Annotated in this window: 15 protein-coding genes; 8 read left to right on the top strand and 7 right to left on the bottom strand. The window is 68.4% G+C overall.

All coding sequences use genetic code 11. The annotated features are described in order from the left end of the window. Positions 1-15: 15 nt before the first annotated feature. Both V4U86_RS14495 and V4U86_RS14490 read left to right on the top strand, forming a co-directional pair. Positions 16-1,764, top strand: a complete 1,749-nt coding sequence (locus tag V4U86_RS14495) for an AMP-binding protein (RefSeq protein ID WP_395311874.1) — start codon at positions 16-18, stop codon at positions 1,762-1,764. 38 nt (positions 1,765-1,802) lie between these two features. After that, positions 1,803-3,173 carry a wax ester/triacylglycerol synthase domain-containing protein gene (locus V4U86_RS14490; RefSeq protein ID WP_395311873.1) on the top strand — a complete coding sequence of 457 codons (1,371 nt, stop codon included), beginning with the start codon at positions 1,803-1,805 and terminating at the stop codon, positions 3,171-3,173. Here the strand turns inward: V4U86_RS14490 and V4U86_RS14485 are convergent. Genes V4U86_RS14485 through V4U86_RS14475 form a run of 3 tightly spaced genes read right to left on the bottom strand, consistent with a single transcriptional unit; the run spans position 3,124 to position 5,581 of the window. Beyond that, a complete protein-coding gene (locus tag V4U86_RS14485; RefSeq protein ID WP_395311872.1) occupies positions 3,124-4,383 on the bottom strand; it encodes a glycosyltransferase in 1,260 nt (419 codons plus the stop codon). The two genes, V4U86_RS14490 and V4U86_RS14485, sit on opposite strands and share 50 nt — an antisense overlap. 31 nt (positions 4,384-4,414) lie before the next feature. Further along, a complete protein-coding gene (locus tag V4U86_RS14480; RefSeq protein ID WP_395311871.1) occupies positions 4,415-5,149 on the bottom strand; it encodes a hypothetical protein in 735 nt (244 codons plus the stop codon). A 54-nt stretch (positions 5,150-5,203) separates the two neighbouring features. Then, positions 5,204-5,581 (bottom strand): XRE family transcriptional regulator, encoded by a 378-nt coding sequence (locus tag V4U86_RS14475; protein ID WP_395311870.1) that lies wholly within the window; start codon positions 5,579-5,581, stop codon positions 5,204-5,206. A 134-nt stretch (positions 5,582-5,715) separates the two neighbouring features. Here V4U86_RS14475 and V4U86_RS14470 point away from each other — a divergent pair, with 134 nt between their 5' ends. Next, positions 5,716-6,993 (top strand): condensation domain-containing protein, encoded by a 1,278-nt coding sequence (locus V4U86_RS14470; RefSeq protein WP_395311869.1) that lies wholly within the window; start codon positions 5,716-5,718, stop codon positions 6,991-6,993. Between the two features lie 241 nt (positions 6,994-7,234). After that, positions 7,235-10,381, top strand: coding sequence for an isoleucine--tRNA ligase (gene ileS / locus V4U86_RS14465; protein WP_395311868.1), 3,147 nt, complete (start codon positions 7,235-7,237; stop codon positions 10,379-10,381). 16 nt (positions 10,382-10,397) lie between these two features. Here the strand turns inward: ileS and V4U86_RS14460 are convergent, their stop codons facing one another. Next, a complete protein-coding gene (locus V4U86_RS14460; protein WP_395311867.1) occupies positions 10,398-11,171 on the bottom strand; it encodes a class I SAM-dependent methyltransferase in 774 nt (257 codons plus the stop codon). 368 nt (positions 11,172-11,539) lie between these two features. Beyond that, entirely contained in the window at positions 11,540-11,761 is a 222-nt protein-coding gene (locus V4U86_RS14455; protein ID WP_395311866.1) for an RNA-binding S4 domain-containing protein, read from the bottom strand. Positions 11,762-11,807: 46 nt separating this feature from the next. Between V4U86_RS14455 and V4U86_RS14450 the strand changes: the two genes are divergently transcribed. Then, entirely contained in the window at positions 11,808-13,154 is a 1,347-nt protein-coding gene (locus V4U86_RS14450) for a DNA polymerase IV (protein WP_395312049.1), read from the top strand. Here the strand turns inward: V4U86_RS14450 and V4U86_RS14445 are convergent. Both V4U86_RS14445 and V4U86_RS14440 read right to left on the bottom strand, forming a co-directional pair. Then, positions 13,136-13,600 carry a hypothetical protein gene (locus V4U86_RS14445; RefSeq protein ID WP_395311865.1) on the bottom strand — a complete coding sequence of 155 codons (465 nt, stop codon included), beginning with the start codon at positions 13,598-13,600 and terminating at the stop codon, positions 13,136-13,138. The two genes, V4U86_RS14450 and V4U86_RS14445, sit on opposite strands and share 19 nt — an antisense overlap. A 30-nt stretch (positions 13,601-13,630) precedes the next feature. Next, positions 13,631-14,572: an asparaginase gene (locus V4U86_RS14440; protein WP_395311864.1), complete on the bottom strand. Its 942-nt coding sequence runs from the start codon at positions 14,570-14,572 to the stop codon at positions 13,631-13,633. A 67-nt stretch (positions 14,573-14,639) separates the two neighbouring features. Here V4U86_RS14440 and lspA point away from each other — a divergent pair, with 67 nt between their 5' ends. The 3 genes from lspA to rarD all read left to right on the top strand — a co-directional run bounded on the left by lspA (position 14,640) and on the right by rarD (position 17,205). Next, positions 14,640-15,356 carry a signal peptidase II gene (lspA, locus tag V4U86_RS14435; RefSeq protein ID WP_395311863.1) on the top strand — a complete coding sequence of 239 codons (717 nt, stop codon included), beginning with the start codon at positions 14,640-14,642 and terminating at the stop codon, positions 15,354-15,356. Continuing rightward, positions 15,356-16,285 (top strand): RluA family pseudouridine synthase, encoded by a 930-nt coding sequence (locus tag V4U86_RS14430; RefSeq protein WP_395311862.1) that lies wholly within the window; start codon positions 15,356-15,358, stop codon positions 16,283-16,285. Before lspA ends, V4U86_RS14430 begins: the two co-directional genes overlap by 1 nt. A 62-nt stretch (positions 16,286-16,347) precedes the next feature. Then, positions 16,348-17,205 (top strand): EamA family transporter RarD, encoded by an 858-nt coding sequence (rarD, locus tag V4U86_RS14425; protein ID WP_395312048.1) that lies wholly within the window; start codon positions 16,348-16,350, stop codon positions 17,203-17,205. The last annotated feature ends 35 nt before the right edge of the window (positions 17,206-17,240 follow it).

The raw sequence follows: 17,240 nt of genomic DNA, 5'->3' as shown, positions 1-17,240 counted from the left end.
AAAGGCACAAACCCGATGTCCGATACCTCCCTCATTGGCGTGCTCCGCGAACGCGCGAGCCTGCAGCCCGAGGACATTGCGTACACCTTCATGGACTACGACCACGAGTGGGACGGTGTCGCCACCACCCTGACCTGGGCGCAGCTCAACCGGCGGGTGCGCAACCTGGCCGTCGAGATGCGGGCACACGGCCAGCTCGGTGACCGTGCGGTCATCCTGGCACCGCAGGGCCTGGAGTACGTGATCGGGTTCCTGGCTTCGCTGGAGGCCGGCATCATCGCGGTGCCGCTGTCGGTCCCGATGATCGGCCAGCACGACGAGCGGGTGTCCGCGGTGATCAAGGATTCGGCGCCGTCGATCATCCTGACCACCTCCGCGGTGGCCGGCACGGTCGCCGAGTACGCGGCCGGTTCGGACGACGCGGCCGCGGCCAAGGTCATCGAGGTCGACGCCCTGGACCTGGACGCCCGGCGCAAGGCGCTGTCCAGTCGTGAGGAGAAGCCGGAGACGGCGTACCTGCAGTACACCTCCGGGTCCACCCGCACCCCGGCCGGGGTGATGGTGACCAATCGCAACCTCACCTCGAACTTCGAACAGATGATGTGCGCCTTCTTCCCGCACTTCGGCAAGGTGCCGCCGTCCGGCGCGCACGTGGTCTCCTGGCTGCCCTTCTACCACGACATGGGGCTGTTGCTGGGCATCGTCGCCCCCATCCTGGGCGGTTGGAGCACGGTGTTCACCACCCCGCTGTCCTTCCTGGCCCGGCCCGCACGCTGGATCCAGCTGATGGGCAGCTACCCGCGGGTGGTGACCGCGGGCCCGAACTTCGCATTCGAACTGGCCGCCGGACGGACCACCGACGAGGATCTGGCCGGTATCGATCTGGCGGACGTGATCGCGGTGTGGAGCGGCGCGGAGCGGGTGCACGAGGCCACCTTGAAGCGCTTCTCGCAGCGGTTCGCCAAGTTCAACTTCTCCGAGGCGGTGCTGCGCCCGTCCTACGGTCTGGCCGAGGCGACGCTGTTCGTCGGCACCGGCGTGCCCGGCCCGCCCAGCGTGGTGGGCTTCGATCCGGAGCAGCTCTCGGCGGGCACTGCCGAACGCGTCGCGGACGGTGGAACCAAGCTGGTCGGGTACGGCAGGCCAGAGGATCCGGTGGTCCGCATCGTCGATCCGGACACCCGGGTCGAGGTTCCGGCCGGCCGGATCGGTGAGATCTGGTCCTACGGTGAAAACAACTGCCTCGGGTACTGGGATAAGCCCGAGCAGACCGAGCACACCTTCCGCGGGACCATCGAGAACCCGACCGACGGCACCCCCGCGGAGCCGTGGCTGCGCACCGGCGACCTCGGCTTCCTCTCCGATGGCGAGCTGTTCATCATCGGCAGGATCAAGGACCTGCTGATCGTGCGCGGTAGCAATCACTATCCCGACGACATCGAGGCCACCATTCAGGAGATCACCGGCGGCCGCGTCGCGGCGATCGCGGTCGAGGGCGACCGCACCGAGCAGCTCGTCGCGATCATCGAGGTCAAGCAGCGCGGCGAGACCGAGGCGGAGGTGTTGGAGAATTTCCTCAACATCAAGCGCAGCGTGGCCTCTGCGGTGTCGCAGACGCACGGGATCAGCGCGGCCGATCTGGTGCTGGTGCCGCGGGGTGCCATCCCGATCACCACCAGCGGCAAGATCCGCCGGCAGTCGTGCGTGGAGAAGTACGGCAAGCAGGAGTTCGCCCGGCTCGACGACAAGGTGCCCACCGCCTGAGCGCGATCGGCACCCCTGAGCGCAACTAGCATGTGGGAGTGGACAACACCCTTGCCTACATCGACCAGGGGTCCTTCCTGGGCCTGCGGGCGCTGGGGCGCGGCCCGATCATCCAAGCTGTCTGGGTCTACGACCACGGGGTGAATCTCGACGGGCTGCGCCAGTTCCGGCGCAACCTGGCCAAGGGGCTGTTCGCTCGGCGCATCGAGCGCTCGGTGCTGCCGTTCGGCCGGCACCGGTGGGTGGCCGACCCCGATCCGCAGACCTTGGATCTCTCGGTGCGCGAACGGCCCCGCGACGACCTGTGGACATGGGCCGACGACTGCCTGCGCACGCCCCTCGATCCCGAGCGCGGGCCGGGCTGGCGGCTGGCGGTGCAGCCGCTGGCCGACGGTGCGGCGGCGGTGAGCCTGGTCGTCTCGCATTCCATCGCCGACGGGCACGGGCTGGTCACCGCGGTCCTGGACGCGGTCAACGGTGTGGACCGGAACCTGGGGTATCCGCAACCCGGTTCGCGCGGCCGGGCCGAGGCACTGGCCCAGGACACCCGGCAGATGCTCGCCGCGGTACCGGAGATCGCGCGAGCGGTGGTGGCTTCGGCCCGGGTGGCCCGGGCCGAGCGCAGCGATCTGGCCACCTCGTTCCGGGCGGCCGCCGATGTCCCGGCCGGTGACGACGTGCCGATGGTGCCACCCGCGGTGGTCGCCTTCATCGACACCGAGCAGTGGGATCGATGTGCCCAGCGCCTCGGGGGCACCAGCAATTCCCTGTTCTCCGGGGTGGCCGCGCGGCTCGGCCAGGTCCTCGGCCGGGTGGACGGTGATGGGCGGGTGCACCTGTCCTGGCCGGTGAGCGAGCGCACCGACGCGGATACCAGGGCGAACGCGCTGGTGTCGGCGGCGATGACGGCCGACCCGGACGAGGTGCTGACCGATCTCAGCGGCGTCCGCGCAGCCATGAAGAAGGCGTTGAGCGAGTCCGCCGAGACCTCCCGGAGAATGACCGGCCCACTGCCGCTGACCCCGCTGACCCCGCGTGTCATGCTGCGCCGGCTGGAGGGCATGGTGCTCGCGGTGAACAACCCGATCGCGTGCTCGAACATGGGGGAGCCGGACCCGGCGTTCAGCCGCCCGGACGGCACCGACGCCGACTACGTGGTGATGCGCGGGGTGGAGCCGACCATCACCAGCCGGGTGCTCAACCGGATCGGCGGGCAGCTGCTGCTCGGCGGGGTGCGGGCGCGCGGACGGATGGCGCTGTCGGTCACGTCGTGGACCGTGCAGCCCGAGCGGCTGGGTCAGTCCAACACCAAGGAAGTCCTGCGCGAGGTGGTGCTCAAGGTGCTGGCCGACTTCGGGCTCACCGGGACAGTCGAGGGGCCGGGTGCTCCTGGGCCTTCTTCTCGATGAGATCCGCCGCGGCTTTCACGCTCTGTTCCGGTGTCGCCAGCCGGGCCGCGAAATCGCGGGCCCGTGCCACCACAGCCGGGTCCAGCACGGTGCGCAGCGCCTCGGTGAGCGACTTCTTGGTGATACGGGTAAAGCGTTGCGAGGTACCGATTTTCAGCTTCTTGACCTGGCGCGCCCAGACCGGCTGGTCGGCCGACACCCACAGCACCAGGGTGGGCACCCCGGCGCGGGCCCCGGCCGCGGTGGTGCCGGCACCACCGTGGTGCACGACCGCACGGCAGGTCGGGAACACCGCGGCATGGTTCACCGCGCCGACGAGTTTGACGTGGTCGGCCTGCGGGATCTCGTCGAGTTCCCACACCCCGGAGCTGATCAGGGCCCGCTCACCGAGTTCGGCGCACACCTCGGTGATCATCGAGACCGCTTCGGCGGGGGACTGGACCGGCATGCTGCCGAACCCGAAGTAGATGGGCGGCTTGCCCGCACTGATCCAGGACGTCACCTCCTCATCGGTGGAGGTCTGTAGGCCCAGCGTGATGGCGCCGGTGAACGGGCGGCTGCCGTTCCATTCCTCGGTCAGCCCGGGGTAGAACAACTGGTCGTAGGCCTGGATCTCCAGCGTCCCGCTGTCGACGACCCGCTTGGCCGAGCGCACCTTGGCCGGGGGCAGACCGAGGGTCCGACGCTGGTCGTCCTCGGCCTTCTTCGAGACCCGCCACAGACCCCACTCGATGACCGCGAAGCCGGACTTCGCCACCCAGTGCGGTGCGGGGACCGGGATGAGCTGGCTGTTGGGCCGGTTCGGGAAGTAGTGCAGGGCGGCCAGCGGGATCTGATGACGCTCGGCGACGTTGGCGGCCACCTCCTGGTAGGTGGTGCCGGTCAGGATCAGGTCGGCGTCGGCGGCCAGCCCACTCAGTGCCGCGTTCATGTCGGTCCAGCCGGCGGTGTAGTAGTCGATGGCCTTGCGCGCGACGGTCAGCGGGTTGTGGAACTGCCAGTAATTCTGGAAGGCGTCGCTTTCGACCTGCTTCTGCGAGTCGACCCCGTAGGGCACTGCATCGGTGAAGCCGATCGAGGCCACGAACCCGGTCAGGTTCGGCGGGACGGCCATCCGGACGTCGTGACCGCGGTCGCGCAGTTCACGGGCCACGGCGGCACAGGGTTCCACATCGCCACGGGTGCCGTGGACTGCCACAACGATTTTCATCAGATCGCAGTGTAGGCCGGTGCGTGCGGCCTCAGTTGTCGACCTTGGAGAACCAGCGGGTCTTGATCCGCCAGGAGTGCGCGGACGACAACGCGAAGCCGGCGCCGCAGGCACACGCGAAGATCCACACGAACACCCCGCGTTCCCATTCCAGCAGGGCGGGGAACAGCGCGGTGGCGATCCGGATGAAGCAGGCGATGATGCCGCTCGCACAGGCGACCAGATACACGTTGGCGATCCGGCGCGACCGCGGGTCCTTGCGCAGCACCATCAGCGCTCGGGCGCCGTACCCGAGCAGGTAGATCAGCATGCCGCAGAGCATCACCCAGTACAGGGTGAGCCAGCCGTCGGTGGGTGCGGCGAAGAGATCGCGGGCGTAGGACGTATGCGCACTGCTCACCGAGAAGGTGGCCAGCAGCAGGGGGATACAGAGCGTCGCAGGCAGTTCGACATATTGCTTGAACGCCCGCTGCATCTGGTGGTCGTCCTGCAACCGGCCGAGCGCGTTGTAGACGATGGCCGACGCCGCGACGATGTACATGTCGTGGCCGAGGAAATCCTCCAGGTTCCACATGCCGGTCGCCGAGTGCAGTGCCTTGCCGATGGTGTCGGAGGCGAGCGGGGACATCAGCAGGATCGCGCCGCCCTGCAAAGCGATATTGAGGGTGGCGGCGACCTCCCAGCGACATGACCACGTGACGCGACGGATCCACAGGCTCCACGCGATACACGCCAATGTGATCACGATCAGTGCGGTTAGTTCCATCGTGCTTCGCCTTCGCGGCCTGTGAGCTGAATTCCTGTCAGCAAATGGTAATGCCTAAAGCGGCGGCGCGTCGCTTCGCGGTGTCAATTCGGAGAGTCGTGGGCGCCTCGTCTTTTGCCGTCGATCGGCCTCCACGCGGACCGCATCCTGCACGGCCGTCACGGTGAACGGTGTCGATTCGATGTAGTTCCACACTTCTTGCCTGCTCATGAGGCCGAAGCGGACTTGGAGATCAGGGTAACTCAGGGCGAAGCGGTCGGCGACTCGACGCAGTTCCTCCGCGTCCGGGTAGCTGTTCTCCTTGATTCGCCGGTAATAGGTGCTGCTGGAGATGTCGAGCGCGTCGTAGATGTCCTTGGCCTCGACGTCTCCGTCCAAAAGGTAGTCGAGCAGGGCTTTCAGCTGTCTGCCGTTCTCATCTGTACGGGGCACCCACCAACAATAGCCATATCCCGCAGCTGGTGGCCAGCAACCAATCAACGGACAAAGTCTTCTTTATTGACAGGGATGTAAGACTTTCGGGAGTGATGTCCCAAATTTGGGACACCGCCTGTAGGCTCCGTCACATGGCCGCACCTGCTATGCACGACGAGCGAATCTTCACCTCGATGCCCCCGAGGAACGTCGGCTACGCCCTTGATCACGGACTACGCGACATCGACCGATGGCGCGTGCCGTTGCTGCTTCGACTCGACCCCGACGTCTCCCCGGCGCACGTGCGGGCGGCGCTCACCGCGGTGATCAACCATCACGTCGCGCTGCGTACCTCTTACGTCGCGCACGATGGCACCTGGGTGCAGCGAATCGCCGACCCCCAGGACTTCGACCGGTTGTCGATCGTGACGCTCGGCGATGCCGTCGCGGCAGACAGCCAGGCCGAACGGGACGCCGTGGCGACGGTGATGTCGGAGTTGATGAGCGAGTCCTCGGCCGCCGGGCCGCTGAGCGCGGCCTACATCGCGCCGGTCGACGGCGGACGCCCCCGGCTGGCCATCGCCCTGCACCGGCTGGTCTGCGACGAATCCTCGGTGGGCATCGTCGCCAGCGACACCATCATCGCCATCAGCCAGCAGGTCGCCGGCGAGCCGATCGTGCTGGCCCCGGTCAGCACCTTGTGGACCGAATGCGCCGCCGGACTCGACGAGCAGCCGAGCGTCGAGCTGAATCCGACGCTGCGGGTCACCGACTTCGACGCCGACGGAGCCCCCGGCATCGACGATCTGCACCGCATCTCGGCGCCGCTGTCCGGCGTGCTGAGCCGCGAACTCGAGGGTGCGGCCCGCGAGCTGGGCGTTCCGGTCGAGCATCTGCTGCTGGCCGCGCTCGGGCGGGCGGTCCAGCGGACCATCGGCGGCGGTGTCGTCACCGTCGACGTCACCCGTCCCATGCGCGCCGAATTCGGCACCGACCTCGGCCGGACCGTGGGCCCGCTGCCCACCACCCGCACCATCGCGCTCGGTTGTGTGGGCGCCGACGAGGTGGATGCCACCCAGATGGTGCTCGACGTGCGCGCCGCCATCGCCGCGGCGGTGCCCCGGGAGTCCGGCCCGGTGCCCAGCGAGCTGTCCCTGAGCTACGTCGGACCGGTGCCCGACCCCATCCAGTGCGATCTGCCGGCCCAGATCGACGGGGACTGGGCCGCCCCGGTCCGCGAGGTGGTGTCCGGTTTCGGTCACGCCGTGGAGCTGCGGGCCTGCCGCAGTGGCGGGGTGATGTATCTGGACTGGTGGTACGACGCGCGGCGCTGTGCCGAGTACACGATCGAGGAGCTGGCCGAACAGTTCCCGCACGCGCTGGTCGAGATCACCTCGGAGTCGATCCCCGAATTCGTCGGCGCCGCCTGACGGTTAGACTGCTAGCCACAGGCGTCGATCCGGCCATCACCGGGGAGCTTCCGGAAGAACGGGCGTCAGCTTCTCGAAAGCAAGCCCTACTAGAACCGGACGGTTTGGCCCGTCATCGCCTGCAGTTGAGTGGCGCACCATCTCGACGCGGTGCGCAAGCGGGGTGGTACCGCGGGCTCGCGCACCGGCGCGATGTTCGTCCCCGTGCCTGAATCTCTGGGCACACAGGAGACGACGAGCAGTGACCGCTTACCCGAAGCCGGCCGCCGGAGCACCGAACTTCCCGGCGCTGGAAGCCGAGGTCCTCGAGTTCTGGGGCACCGACGACACCTTCCGCGCCAGCATCGAACGCCGTGACGGCGCCGAGGAATACGTCTTCTACGACGGGCCACCGTTCGCCAACGGCCTGCCGCACTACGGCCATCTGCTGACCGGTTACGTCAAGGACATCGTCCCGCGCTATCGCACCATGCGCGGCTACAAGGTGGAGCGCCGGTTCGGCTGGGACACCCATGGGTTGCCCGCCGAGCTCGAGGTGCAACGCCAACTCGGCATCACCGACAAGAACCAGATCGAGGAACTGGGCATCGAGAAGTTCAACGATGCCTGCCGCGCCTCGGTGATGAAGTACGCCGACGAATGGCGTGCCTACGTCACCCGCCAGGCCCGCTGGGTGGACTTCGAAAACGATTACAAGACACTCGATCTGGGCTTCATGGAGTCCACCATCTGGGCGTTCAAGCAGCTGTGGGACAAGGGCCTGGCGTATGAGGGCAACCGGGTGCTGCCGTACTGCTGGAACGACGAGACCCCGCTGTCCAACCACGAGCTGCGGATGGACGACGACGTCTACCAGAGCCGGCAGGACCCGGCGCTGACGGTCGGGTTCCGGATCGCCGACGGCGCAGGGTCTTCCTTGGCCGGCGCCTACCTGCTGGTGTGGACGACGACGCCGTGGACCCTGCCGTCCAATCAGGCCGTCGCGGTCAACCCCGAGGTCACCTATGTGGTGGTGGAGGGCCCGGACGGGCACCGTTTCGTACTCGCCGAGGCCCGGCTGGCCGGTTACGCCCGTGAGCTGGGGGAGGAGCCCGTCGTCCTCGCGACCTACCTCGGTGAACAGCTACTCGGCCTGCACTATCTGCCGCCGTTCCCGTATTTCGTCGAATCCGACAAGGCGCGCAACGCCTTCCAGGTGCTGGGCGCGGAGTTCGTCAGCACCGAGGACGGTACCGGCATCGTGCACCTGGCCCCGGCCTACGGCGAGGAGGACAAGGCCACCGCCGACACCGCCGACATCGTCGCGGTCACCCCGGTGGATTCCAAGGGCCGGTTCGACGCGACCGTGCCCGACTACGCCGGCCAGCACGTCTTCGACGCCAACCCGCAGATCATCCGGGACCTCAAGAACGGCACCGGTCCGGCCGCGGTGCACACCCCGGTGCTGCTGCGCCACGAGACCTACGAGCACTCGTACCCGCACTGCTGGCGTTGCCGCAACCCGTTGATCTACCGGGCGGTGTCGTCCTGGTTCGTGCGGGTCACCGAGTTCCGGGACCGGATGGTGGAGCTCAACCAGCAGATCACCTGGTACCCCGAGCACGTCAAGGACGGGCAGTTCGGTAAGTGGCTGTCGAACGCACGGGACTGGTCGATCTCCCGGAACCGGTACTGGGGCACCCCCATCCCGGTCTGGGTTTCCGACGATCCGGCGCATCCACGCACCGATGTCTACGGCAGCCTCGACGAGCTGGAACGCGATTTCGGGGTCCGCCCGACCAATCTGCACCGGCCCTACATCGACGAGCTGACCCGGCCGAACCCCGACGACCCGACCGGGAAGTCGACCATGCGCCGCATCGAGGACGTACTCGACGTCTGGTTCGACTCGGGCTCCATGCCCTATGCGCAGGTGCACTACCCGTTCGAGAACCAGCAGTGGTTCGACGGTGGCGGCACCGAGGAAGCGCATTTCCCGGGCGACTTCATCGTCGAGTACATCGGCCAGACCCGTGGCTGGTTCTACACCATGCACGTGCTGGCGACCGCGCTGTTCGACCGGCCGGCGTTCAAGACCTGTGTGGCGCACGGCATCGTGCTCGGCAACGACGGTCAGAAGATGAGCAAGTCGCTGCGCAACTACCCGGACGTCTCCGAGGTTTTCGACCGGGACGGGTCCGACGCGATGCGCTGGTTCCTGATGGCCTCGCCGATCCTGCGTGGCGGCAACCTCATCGTCACCGAGCAGGGCATCCGCGAGGGTGTGCGCCAGGTGCAGTTGCCGTTCTGGAACGCCTACACCTTCCTGACCCTGTACGCGTCGAAGAAGGGGACCTGGCGCACCGACTCCACCCATGTGTTGGACCGCTACATCCTGGCCAAGCTGGCCGCGCTGCGCGACGACCTGACCGCCTCGCTGGACACCTGCGACATCTCGGGCGCGTGTGACCAGTTGCGGCAGTTCACCGAGGCGTTGACGAACTGGTATGTGCGACGGTCTCGTTCGCGTTTCTGGGAAGAGGACCCGGACGCCATCGACACCCTGCACACGGTGCTCGAGGTGACCGGCCGGCTGGCCGCCCCGCTGTTGCCGCTGGTCTCGGAGGTCATCTGGAGAGGTGTGACCGGTGGGCGTTCGGTGCATCTCACCGACTGGCCCGAGGCCGCCGATCTGCCCGCCGATCCGCACCTGGTGGCCGCCATGGACCAGGTGCGTGAGGTCTGTTCCACCGGTTCCTCGCTACGTAAGGCCAAGAAGCTGCGGGTGCGGCTGCCGTTGCCGAAACTCACTGTGGCGGTGGAGGACCCGGAGAGCCTTCGTCCGTTCGTCGACCTGATCGCCGATGAGCTGAACGTCAAGGCGGTGGAGTTGTCCGACGATGTCGACGCGTACGGCCGGTTCGAGCTGGCGGTGAACGCGCGGGCCGCCGGGCCGCGTATCGGCAAGGATGTGCAGGCCGCGATCAAGGCGGTCAAGGCGGGCGAGGGTGTGCTCAACGCCGACGGCACCCTCACCGCCGGCCCCGCTACCCTGCTGCCGGCCGAGTTCACCTCGAAACTCGTTGCCGCCGATCCCGAATGGACCGCTGCGCTGGACGACGGGGCCGGGCTGGTGGTGCTGGACGGGACGGTCACGCCGGAGTTGGAGGCCGAGGGCTGGGCCAAGGACCGCATCCGTGAGCTTCAGGAGCTGCGCAAGAGCACCGGCCTGGAGGTGTCCGACCGGATCAACGTGGTCCTCGACGTTCCCGCCGACAAGCTGGACTGGGCCCGGACGCACGCCGAGCTCATCGCGGGGGAGGTGTTGGCCACCTCGTTCGAGTTCGGCGCCAGCCCCGAGGCCAGCGATATCGGCGACGGCGTGCGGGCCGCCATCACGAAGGCGTGATCCGGGGCGGATACCTCTAGGCCTTCGCGAGCACGAACGCCTGCGGCAGGACCGGGTATCCGCCCTCGACGTACTGACTGCGGGCGGCCAGGATTCGCTCCGCGGAGAACTCCGGGAAACCGAACAGTTCCGAACGGTCTCCCTCGACGAGTTCCAGCGGGGTGGCGGCCACCAGTTCGGCGATGTCGGCATTCGTGCCGTATTCGTTGGCGATGGCCGGCTGGAACGGCTCGATATCGAGGAACAGGTCGACGGTGAACACGGCCTTGCCGGTCGGGGCCAGGACGTCGTGGATCGCCTGCATCAGACCGATCCGGATGTCGGGATCCAGGTGCTCGATGACGCTGATGCACAGAACGGTGTCGACACTGTTCGGCTGAAGTCCCGCACGGTCGAGCGTGCTCGCGATCACCGAGACATCGGTGCCGAAGGCGCGGTTCATGGTGGCCACCACTGCGGTCGGCCCGGGGCCGCGGTACCTGTTGGTAGGTCCGTACTCCACGAAGGGGTCGACGATCGTCGCCTTGGCCCCTTCGGTAGACAGCACGAAGGGCAGGCCGGAGAATCGGCCGCCGATGTCGATGACGTTGGAGCCCTTGATGGGCGCACACTGGGCGAAGGCCCAGGGGTATTCGAATCGCCGGGTGGTGCTGGTGGGTTGGAACGCAAACGGCCCGGCCTGTCGTGGGAACCACCGTCGTAGTTCCCGGAATCCCGCACGCCCCTTCGGGGCGTTCCACTTTCGATTCCATTCCCGATGTTCGGTGGTCAGAGGTTCTCGCCCGATCAAGGTCAGTCACACCCCTTCAAACTGTCCAAGTGCCCCTCGGGTCAAGGTAGCTGGCACAGTCATCCAGATTGTGGGAATTGATGAAAAGAATTGTGGGCGTGCAGAGTTGAGGTGAAGCAGGGTGGCCCGAGCCCGCGTTATATACGTTGCTGGAACTCGGCGATCCTGCACGCCCGCCCCGGCCGGCGGGTGAAGATGCGCGCGGGGCGACAACTTTGGCAACGTGCCCCGGCGGCGGCGCACCTGCGGGCCCGTGCGCCGCGGCAAACCATCGCGCGTTCGGCAGCGCCGCCCGGCGGGCATGCGCGGCGGGCGGGCGGCGAAGGTTGCTGAAATCGATCAGGGGTGCGGCCGTGAGGCGGCGGCAGTCACTCGCGCACGATGCGGGCGCTGTGCCCGGCGAAACTCACCACGTCGCCGGGGTGCAGCTGCCGGCCCCGGCGTACGTCTATCTCATCGTTGACGTGCACCAGGCCCTCGGCGATGACCGCCTTGGCATCGGCGCCGGAGTCGATCAGTCCGGCCAGCTTGAGAAATTGTCCGAGCCGGATCGACTCGTCGCGAATGGGCACGTCGACAGGTCCTTCCACCCGCTCAGCCTAGTACCGCCTAGCATCTCCAGGCGTGGAGCGCTGGGTGCTGCATCTGGACATGGACGCGTTCTTCGCCTCCGTGGAGCAGTTGACCCGTCCCACCCTGCGGGGCAGGCCGGTTCTGGTGGGGGGTCTCGGCGGCCGCGGTGTGGTGGCCGGCGCCAGCTACGAGGCCCGGGTGTTCGGCGCCCGTTCGGCGATGCCGATGCACCAGGCGCGCCGGATGGTGGGGGCCGGTGCGGTGGTGCTGCCCCCGCGCGGCGCGGTGTACGGCGCGGCCAGCGGCCGGGTGTTCGAGACGATCCGAACCGTGGTGCCGGTATTGGAACAGCTGTCGTTCGACGAGGCGTTCGGTGAGCCCGCCGAGATCGCCGGCGCCGAGGCCGCCGAGGTCGAGAGGTTCTGTGAAGCCTTGCGCGCCAGAGTGTTCGCCGAGACGGGCCTGGTGTCCTCGGTGGGCGCCGGGTCGGGCAAGCAGGTCGCCAAGATCGCCTCGGGTCTGGCCAAGCCGGACGGCGTGCGGGTGGTCCGCCGCGAGGAGGAACGGGTGCTCCTGGCCGGTCTGCCGGTGCGCAGTCTGTGGGGGATCGGCCCGGTGGCCGAGGAGAAGTTGCGCCGGCTGGGCATCGAGACGATCGGCGCGCTGGCGGAACTGACCGACGGGGAGGTGGCCGATGTGCTCGGCGGCACCGTCGGCCCGGCCCTGCACCGCCTGGCGCGCGGCATCGATGACCGCCCGGTCGCCGAACGCGCCGATGCCAAGCAGATCAGCGCCGAGTCGACGTTCGCCGAAGACCTGCGATCGCTGGCCGAACTCCGCGGCGCCGTGGACCGGATCGGTCGGCACGCGCATCGCCGGCTGCTCAAGGACGGCCGCGGTGCGCGGACGGTGACGGTGAAGCTGAAGCGAACCGATATGAGCACCTTGACCCGCTCGGCGACCCTGCCGTACGCCTCCACCGACGTCGCCCTGCTGGTCTCGACCGCCCGCCGCTTGCTGCTCGACCCGATCGAGATCGGCCCGATACGTCTTGTCGGCGTGGGCTTTTCGGGCCTTTCCGACATCCAGCAGGAGTCGCTGTTTCCCGACCTCGAACAAGGCGACGAGGACGTTTCGGCCGACGGTTCAGATGGTGCGGCCCCCACGTCCGCTGCTACCGAGCCGGTGGGATGGCGGATCGGCGACGATGTGTCCCATCCCGAACACGGGCACGGCTGGGTCCAGGGCGCCGGCCACGGTGTGATGACGATCCGCTTCGAGACCAGATCGTCGGGTCCGGGTGTCGCCAAGACGTTCCGGGCCGACCTGCCGGAGATCACCCGCGCCAATCCGATCGACAGCCTGGACTGGGGTGACTACCTGGACACCGTCTACCAGAGCACCGAGTAGAGGCCGGACAGGGTGAACCCGTGACCGCCGTAGGTGTGACACGTCACGGTGCCCTGATAGCCCACGCCGCAACTGGCGCCCCGGTTCTCCAGCCGGTGCCCCTCGGGCAGCACGTCCACATCCCGGGTGAACGTCGGTGTCTGCGAGTATCGGTAGGTGGCGGGCGTACCCGGCATCACCACGGTCTGGTTGAAACCCGGCGTATCGACGGGCACCGCGTCACAGCCGACCGGCCCGCCGTTGGGGCCGATCCCGCAGCGCCTGCCGTCCGGAGTGCGGAAGTACACCTGGCCGAACTCACCGGCGGTGTAGTTGCCCTGGGCGATCGGGTAGGCGTCGATCGCGTCGGCGCCGATCGGCGGTTCGGCCACGGCCGCCGCCGGCGCGGCCACAGATGCCAGCGCCAGGGCGGTCACCACCGAGCCGAGTGTGGTCATCCTTCTCATCAGTCGTGCATACCCCGGCGCGCAGCATCGTCAGCCCCACTCGGCGAAAATCTCCGGCGCCGACGCACCGGCACCCAGTGCGGCCATCAGCAGCACCCGGGCTTGGGCCGGACGCAGCGTCGGCGCCACCACGGCTCCGGCGTCGACCAGGGCGCGGCCCGGGCCGTAGGACGGGCGTACCCGTCCGCCCGGCACCCGGCTGGAGATCACGACGGCGACCCCGGCGGTACAGGCCCGCCGGGCACCGGCGATCACCGCGTCACCGGCATTGCCCGAGCCGAGCGCCTCCAGGACGACACCCCGCGCACCGGCGGCCACGCAGGCATCCAGGGCGACGGCGTCGGCTCCCGGGTAGGCGGCGACGATGTCGACCCGGGGCGCGTCGATCGCCCGCAACGCTCCGAGCCACGGGCGGCGCGGCACGCTCTGCAGGCGCACCACGCCGTCGTGCACCGAACCGACCGCAGCACCGGCGAATCCGCGCAGCTCGTCGGTGACGGCTTTGTACAGGCCCAGTGGCTGCCACAGCACCCCGGCGAAACTCAGCAGCACACCGGCGCCGGACGTCTGCGGATCGGCCGCCACCGTCAGCGCATCGCGCAGGTTGCCGGGCCCGTCGGCGTCGGGCGCGTCGGCGCTGCGCTGCGCGCCGGTGAGGATGACCGGGACGGCGCCGTCGTAGCTCAGCTGCAGCCACAACGCCGTCTCTTCCATGGTGTCGGTGCCGTGCGTGATTACGATGCCGGTGGCTCCGTCGGCGATCGCCTGGATGATCGCGGCGCTCATCCGGTCCCACTCGGGGGGACCGAGTGCCGAACTGTCCAGCGACATCAACTCGACCACCCGTACGTCGAATCCGAGGCCGAGGTCGCGGGTGAGATCCGCGCCGCTGCGGGTGGGGCGGGCCACGCCGTCGGCTCCGGAACAGGTGGCGATGGTGCCGCCGGTGCTGATCACGACGAGCCGCTGCATGACGGCAATTGTTCACCGAGTCGGGCGGCGCCGCGGCATCCGCCCGACAGTTTGGGATGATGGGCTGGTGACTGAGGATTCGACAGGCTCGACCGAGCCGGTGACCGCGGACCGACAAGAGCAACCGCGGCCCCGGAAGCGGCTGCGTCTGCTGCTGTCGATCGCCGGTGTGGTGCTGGTGCTCGACATCGTCACCAAGGTGCTTGCGGTGCGCCTGCTGGTGCCCGGACAACCGGTGTCGATCATCGGGGACACCGTCACCTGGACCCTCGTCCGTAACTCGGGGGCCGCGTTCTCGATGGCCACCGGCTACACCTGGGTGCTGACCCTGATCGCCACCGGCGTCGTGATCGGCATCATCTGGATGGGTCGCCGCCTGGTGTCGCCGTGGTGGGCGCTGGGGCTGGGCATGATCCTCGGCGGCGCGCTCGGCAACCTCGTCGACAGGTTCTTCCGGTCGCCCGGGCCGCTGCGCGGACACGTGGTGGACTTCCTCTCGGTCGGCTGGTGGCCGGTGTTCAACGTGGCCGACCCGGCGGTCGTCGGCGGGGCGATTCTGCTGGTGGTGCTGTCGCTGTTCGGATTCGACTTCGACACCGCCGGACGGCGCGAGCCGGACGGCGCATCCGATACCGCCGGACGGCGCGAGCCCGAGACCCGGACAGACTCCCGCCCCGACTCCAAGCCCGACACCGCTGCGCAGACCAAGACAACCGAGAGCACGCCCGCGACCACCGACAGCAAGCCGGACCGGGTCGACGAGCAGCCGGATATGACGAACTGATGACCACTCGCTCGATGCCCGTCCCGGAAGGACTGGCCGGCATGAGGGTGGATGCGGGGCTGGCGCGGCTGCTCGGCCTGTCCAGGACCGCCGCCGCCGCGATCGCCGAGGAGGGTGGCGTCGAACTCGACGGCGCGGCCGCCGGGAAATCCGACAAGCTCGTCGCGGGCGCCTGGCTGGAGGTGCGGTTGCCGGAACCGCCCGCGCAGGTGGAGAACACCCCCGTCGACATCGAGGGCATGTCGATCCTGTACTCGGACGCCGACATCGTCGCGGTGGACAAACCCGCGGGGGTGGCCGCGCATGCCTCGGTGGGCTGGACCGGGCCGACGGTGCTCGGCGGGCTGGCCGCGGCGGGCTACCGCATCACCACCTCCGGCGTGCACGAGCGTCAGGGCATCGTGCACCGGCTCGATGTCGGCACCTCGGGCGTCATGGTGGTGGCGATCTCGGAGCGGGCCTACACCCTGCTGAAACGCGCGTTCAAGCAGCGCACCGTGGACAAGCGGTATCACGCGCTGGTGCAGGGCCACCCGGACCCGTCGAGCGGGACCATCGACGCGCCGATCGGGCGGCACCGCGGCCATGACTGGAAGTTCGCGGTCACCGAGGACGGCCGGCACAGCATCACCCACTACGACACCGTCGAGGCGCATGTCGCGGCCAGCCTGCTCGACGTACATCTGGAAACCGGACGGACCCACCAGATCCGGGTTCATTTCTCGGCGCTGCATCACCCCTGCTGCGGCGACCTAACCTATGGTGCGGACCCGACCCTGGCCAAGAAACTCGGCCTGGAACGGCAGTGGCTGCACGCCCGGTCACTGGCGTTCGCGCATCCCGCGGACGGCCGGTGGATCGAGATCACCAGTCCCTATCCCGCTGACCTGCAGCACGCTTTGGACGTCTTGCGCAGCCAAGACCGGTGACCGACACCGCTGCCCGCCGTTCCGGCCTGCTCTTCGGAGTCGGCGCGTACGGCGCGTGGGGGATGTTCCCGGCCTTCTTCCCGCTGCTGAAGCCCGCCGGTGCGGTGGAGATCCTGGCGCACCGCATCGTCTGGGGCTTCCTCTTTCTCTTTGTCGTCGTCGTGGCGGTGCGCCGGCTGCGGGACCTACGGGCGATCGACGGCCGGACCTGGCTGCTGCTGGCGGCCGCCTCGGTGCTGATCTCGATCAACTGGCTGATCTACGTGTACGCGGTCAACAACGGCCACGTCGTCGACGCGGCACTGGGGTACTTCATCAATCCTCTGGTCACGGTGCTGCTGGGGCTGCTGCTCTTCCGGGAGCGGCTGAATCGCGCGCAATCCCTGGCGCTGGCGATCGCCGTGATTGCGGTGGTGGTGCTGACCGTCCAGCTCGGCGCTCCGCCGTACATCGGGCTCGGACTGGCATTGACCTTCGGCCTCTACGGAGCGGTCAAGAAGGTCGTGCCGGTCGATCCCCGGGTCAGCGTCGGCATCGAGACCGCCCTGGTGACGCCCGCGGCCGTGGGTTATCTGATCGTGTTGCAGGTCGGCGGGGACGGCGCATTCGGGGCCCACGGTCCCGGACACCTGGTGCTGATGATCCTCGCCGGTGTGTTGACCGCGATACCGCTGCTGTTGTTCGCCGGGGCGGCCCATCGTCTGCCGCTGGTGACGATGGGCCTGCTGTTCTACATGACCCCCATCATGCAGATGTCCTGGGGCATCCTGGTGGGGCACGAACCTATGCCCGCAGCCCGCTGGATCGGGTTCATCCTGATCTGGCTGGCGTTGGCGGTGTTCACCGTCGACGCCGTCGTCCGGACACGCTCGACCCGACTCGACCGGTCCCGTACCTCGTCCGGAGGGGCTCAGGTGTGAGACGGGCAACACTCTGTGAGCAATGGTCGTTCGTG

This window comes from Mycobacterium sp. AMU20-3851, assembly GCF_043974665.1.
GTDB lineage: Bacteria > Actinomycetota > Actinomycetes > Mycobacteriales > Mycobacteriaceae > Mycobacterium.
Note: the sequence above shows the minus strand (reverse complement) of the source record. Positions and strands in the feature narration are given on the sequence as shown.

Excerpts from the sequence above, each read along its gene's own strand:
- V4U86_RS14495 (WP_395311874.1), top strand. The coding sequence starts at position 16 with ATGTCCGATACCTCCCTCATTGGCGTGCTCCGCGAACGCGCGAGCCTG.
- V4U86_RS14485 (WP_395311872.1), bottom strand. The coding sequence starts at position 4,383 with ATGAAAATCGTTGTGGCAGTCCACGGCACCCGTGGCGATGTGGAACCC.
- V4U86_RS14480 (WP_395311871.1), bottom strand. The coding sequence starts at position 5,149 with ATGGAACTAACCGCACTGATCGTGATCACATTGGCGTGTATCGCGTGG.
- V4U86_RS14470 (WP_395311869.1), top strand. The coding sequence starts at position 5,716 with ATGGCCGCACCTGCTATGCACGACGAGCGAATCTTCACCTCGATGCCC.
- V4U86_RS14445 (WP_395311865.1), bottom strand. The coding sequence starts at position 13,600 with ATGAGAAGGATGACCACACTCGGCTCGGTGGTGACCGCCCTGGCGCTG.
- V4U86_RS14440 (WP_395311864.1), bottom strand. The coding sequence starts at position 14,572 with ATGCAGCGGCTCGTCGTGATCAGCACCGGCGGCACCATCGCCACCTGT.
- V4U86_RS14430 (WP_395311862.1), top strand. The coding sequence starts at position 15,356 with ATGACCACTCGCTCGATGCCCGTCCCGGAAGGACTGGCCGGCATGAGG.
- rarD (WP_395312048.1), top strand. The coding sequence starts at position 16,348 with ATGTTCCCGGCCTTCTTCCCGCTGCTGAAGCCCGCCGGTGCGGTGGAG.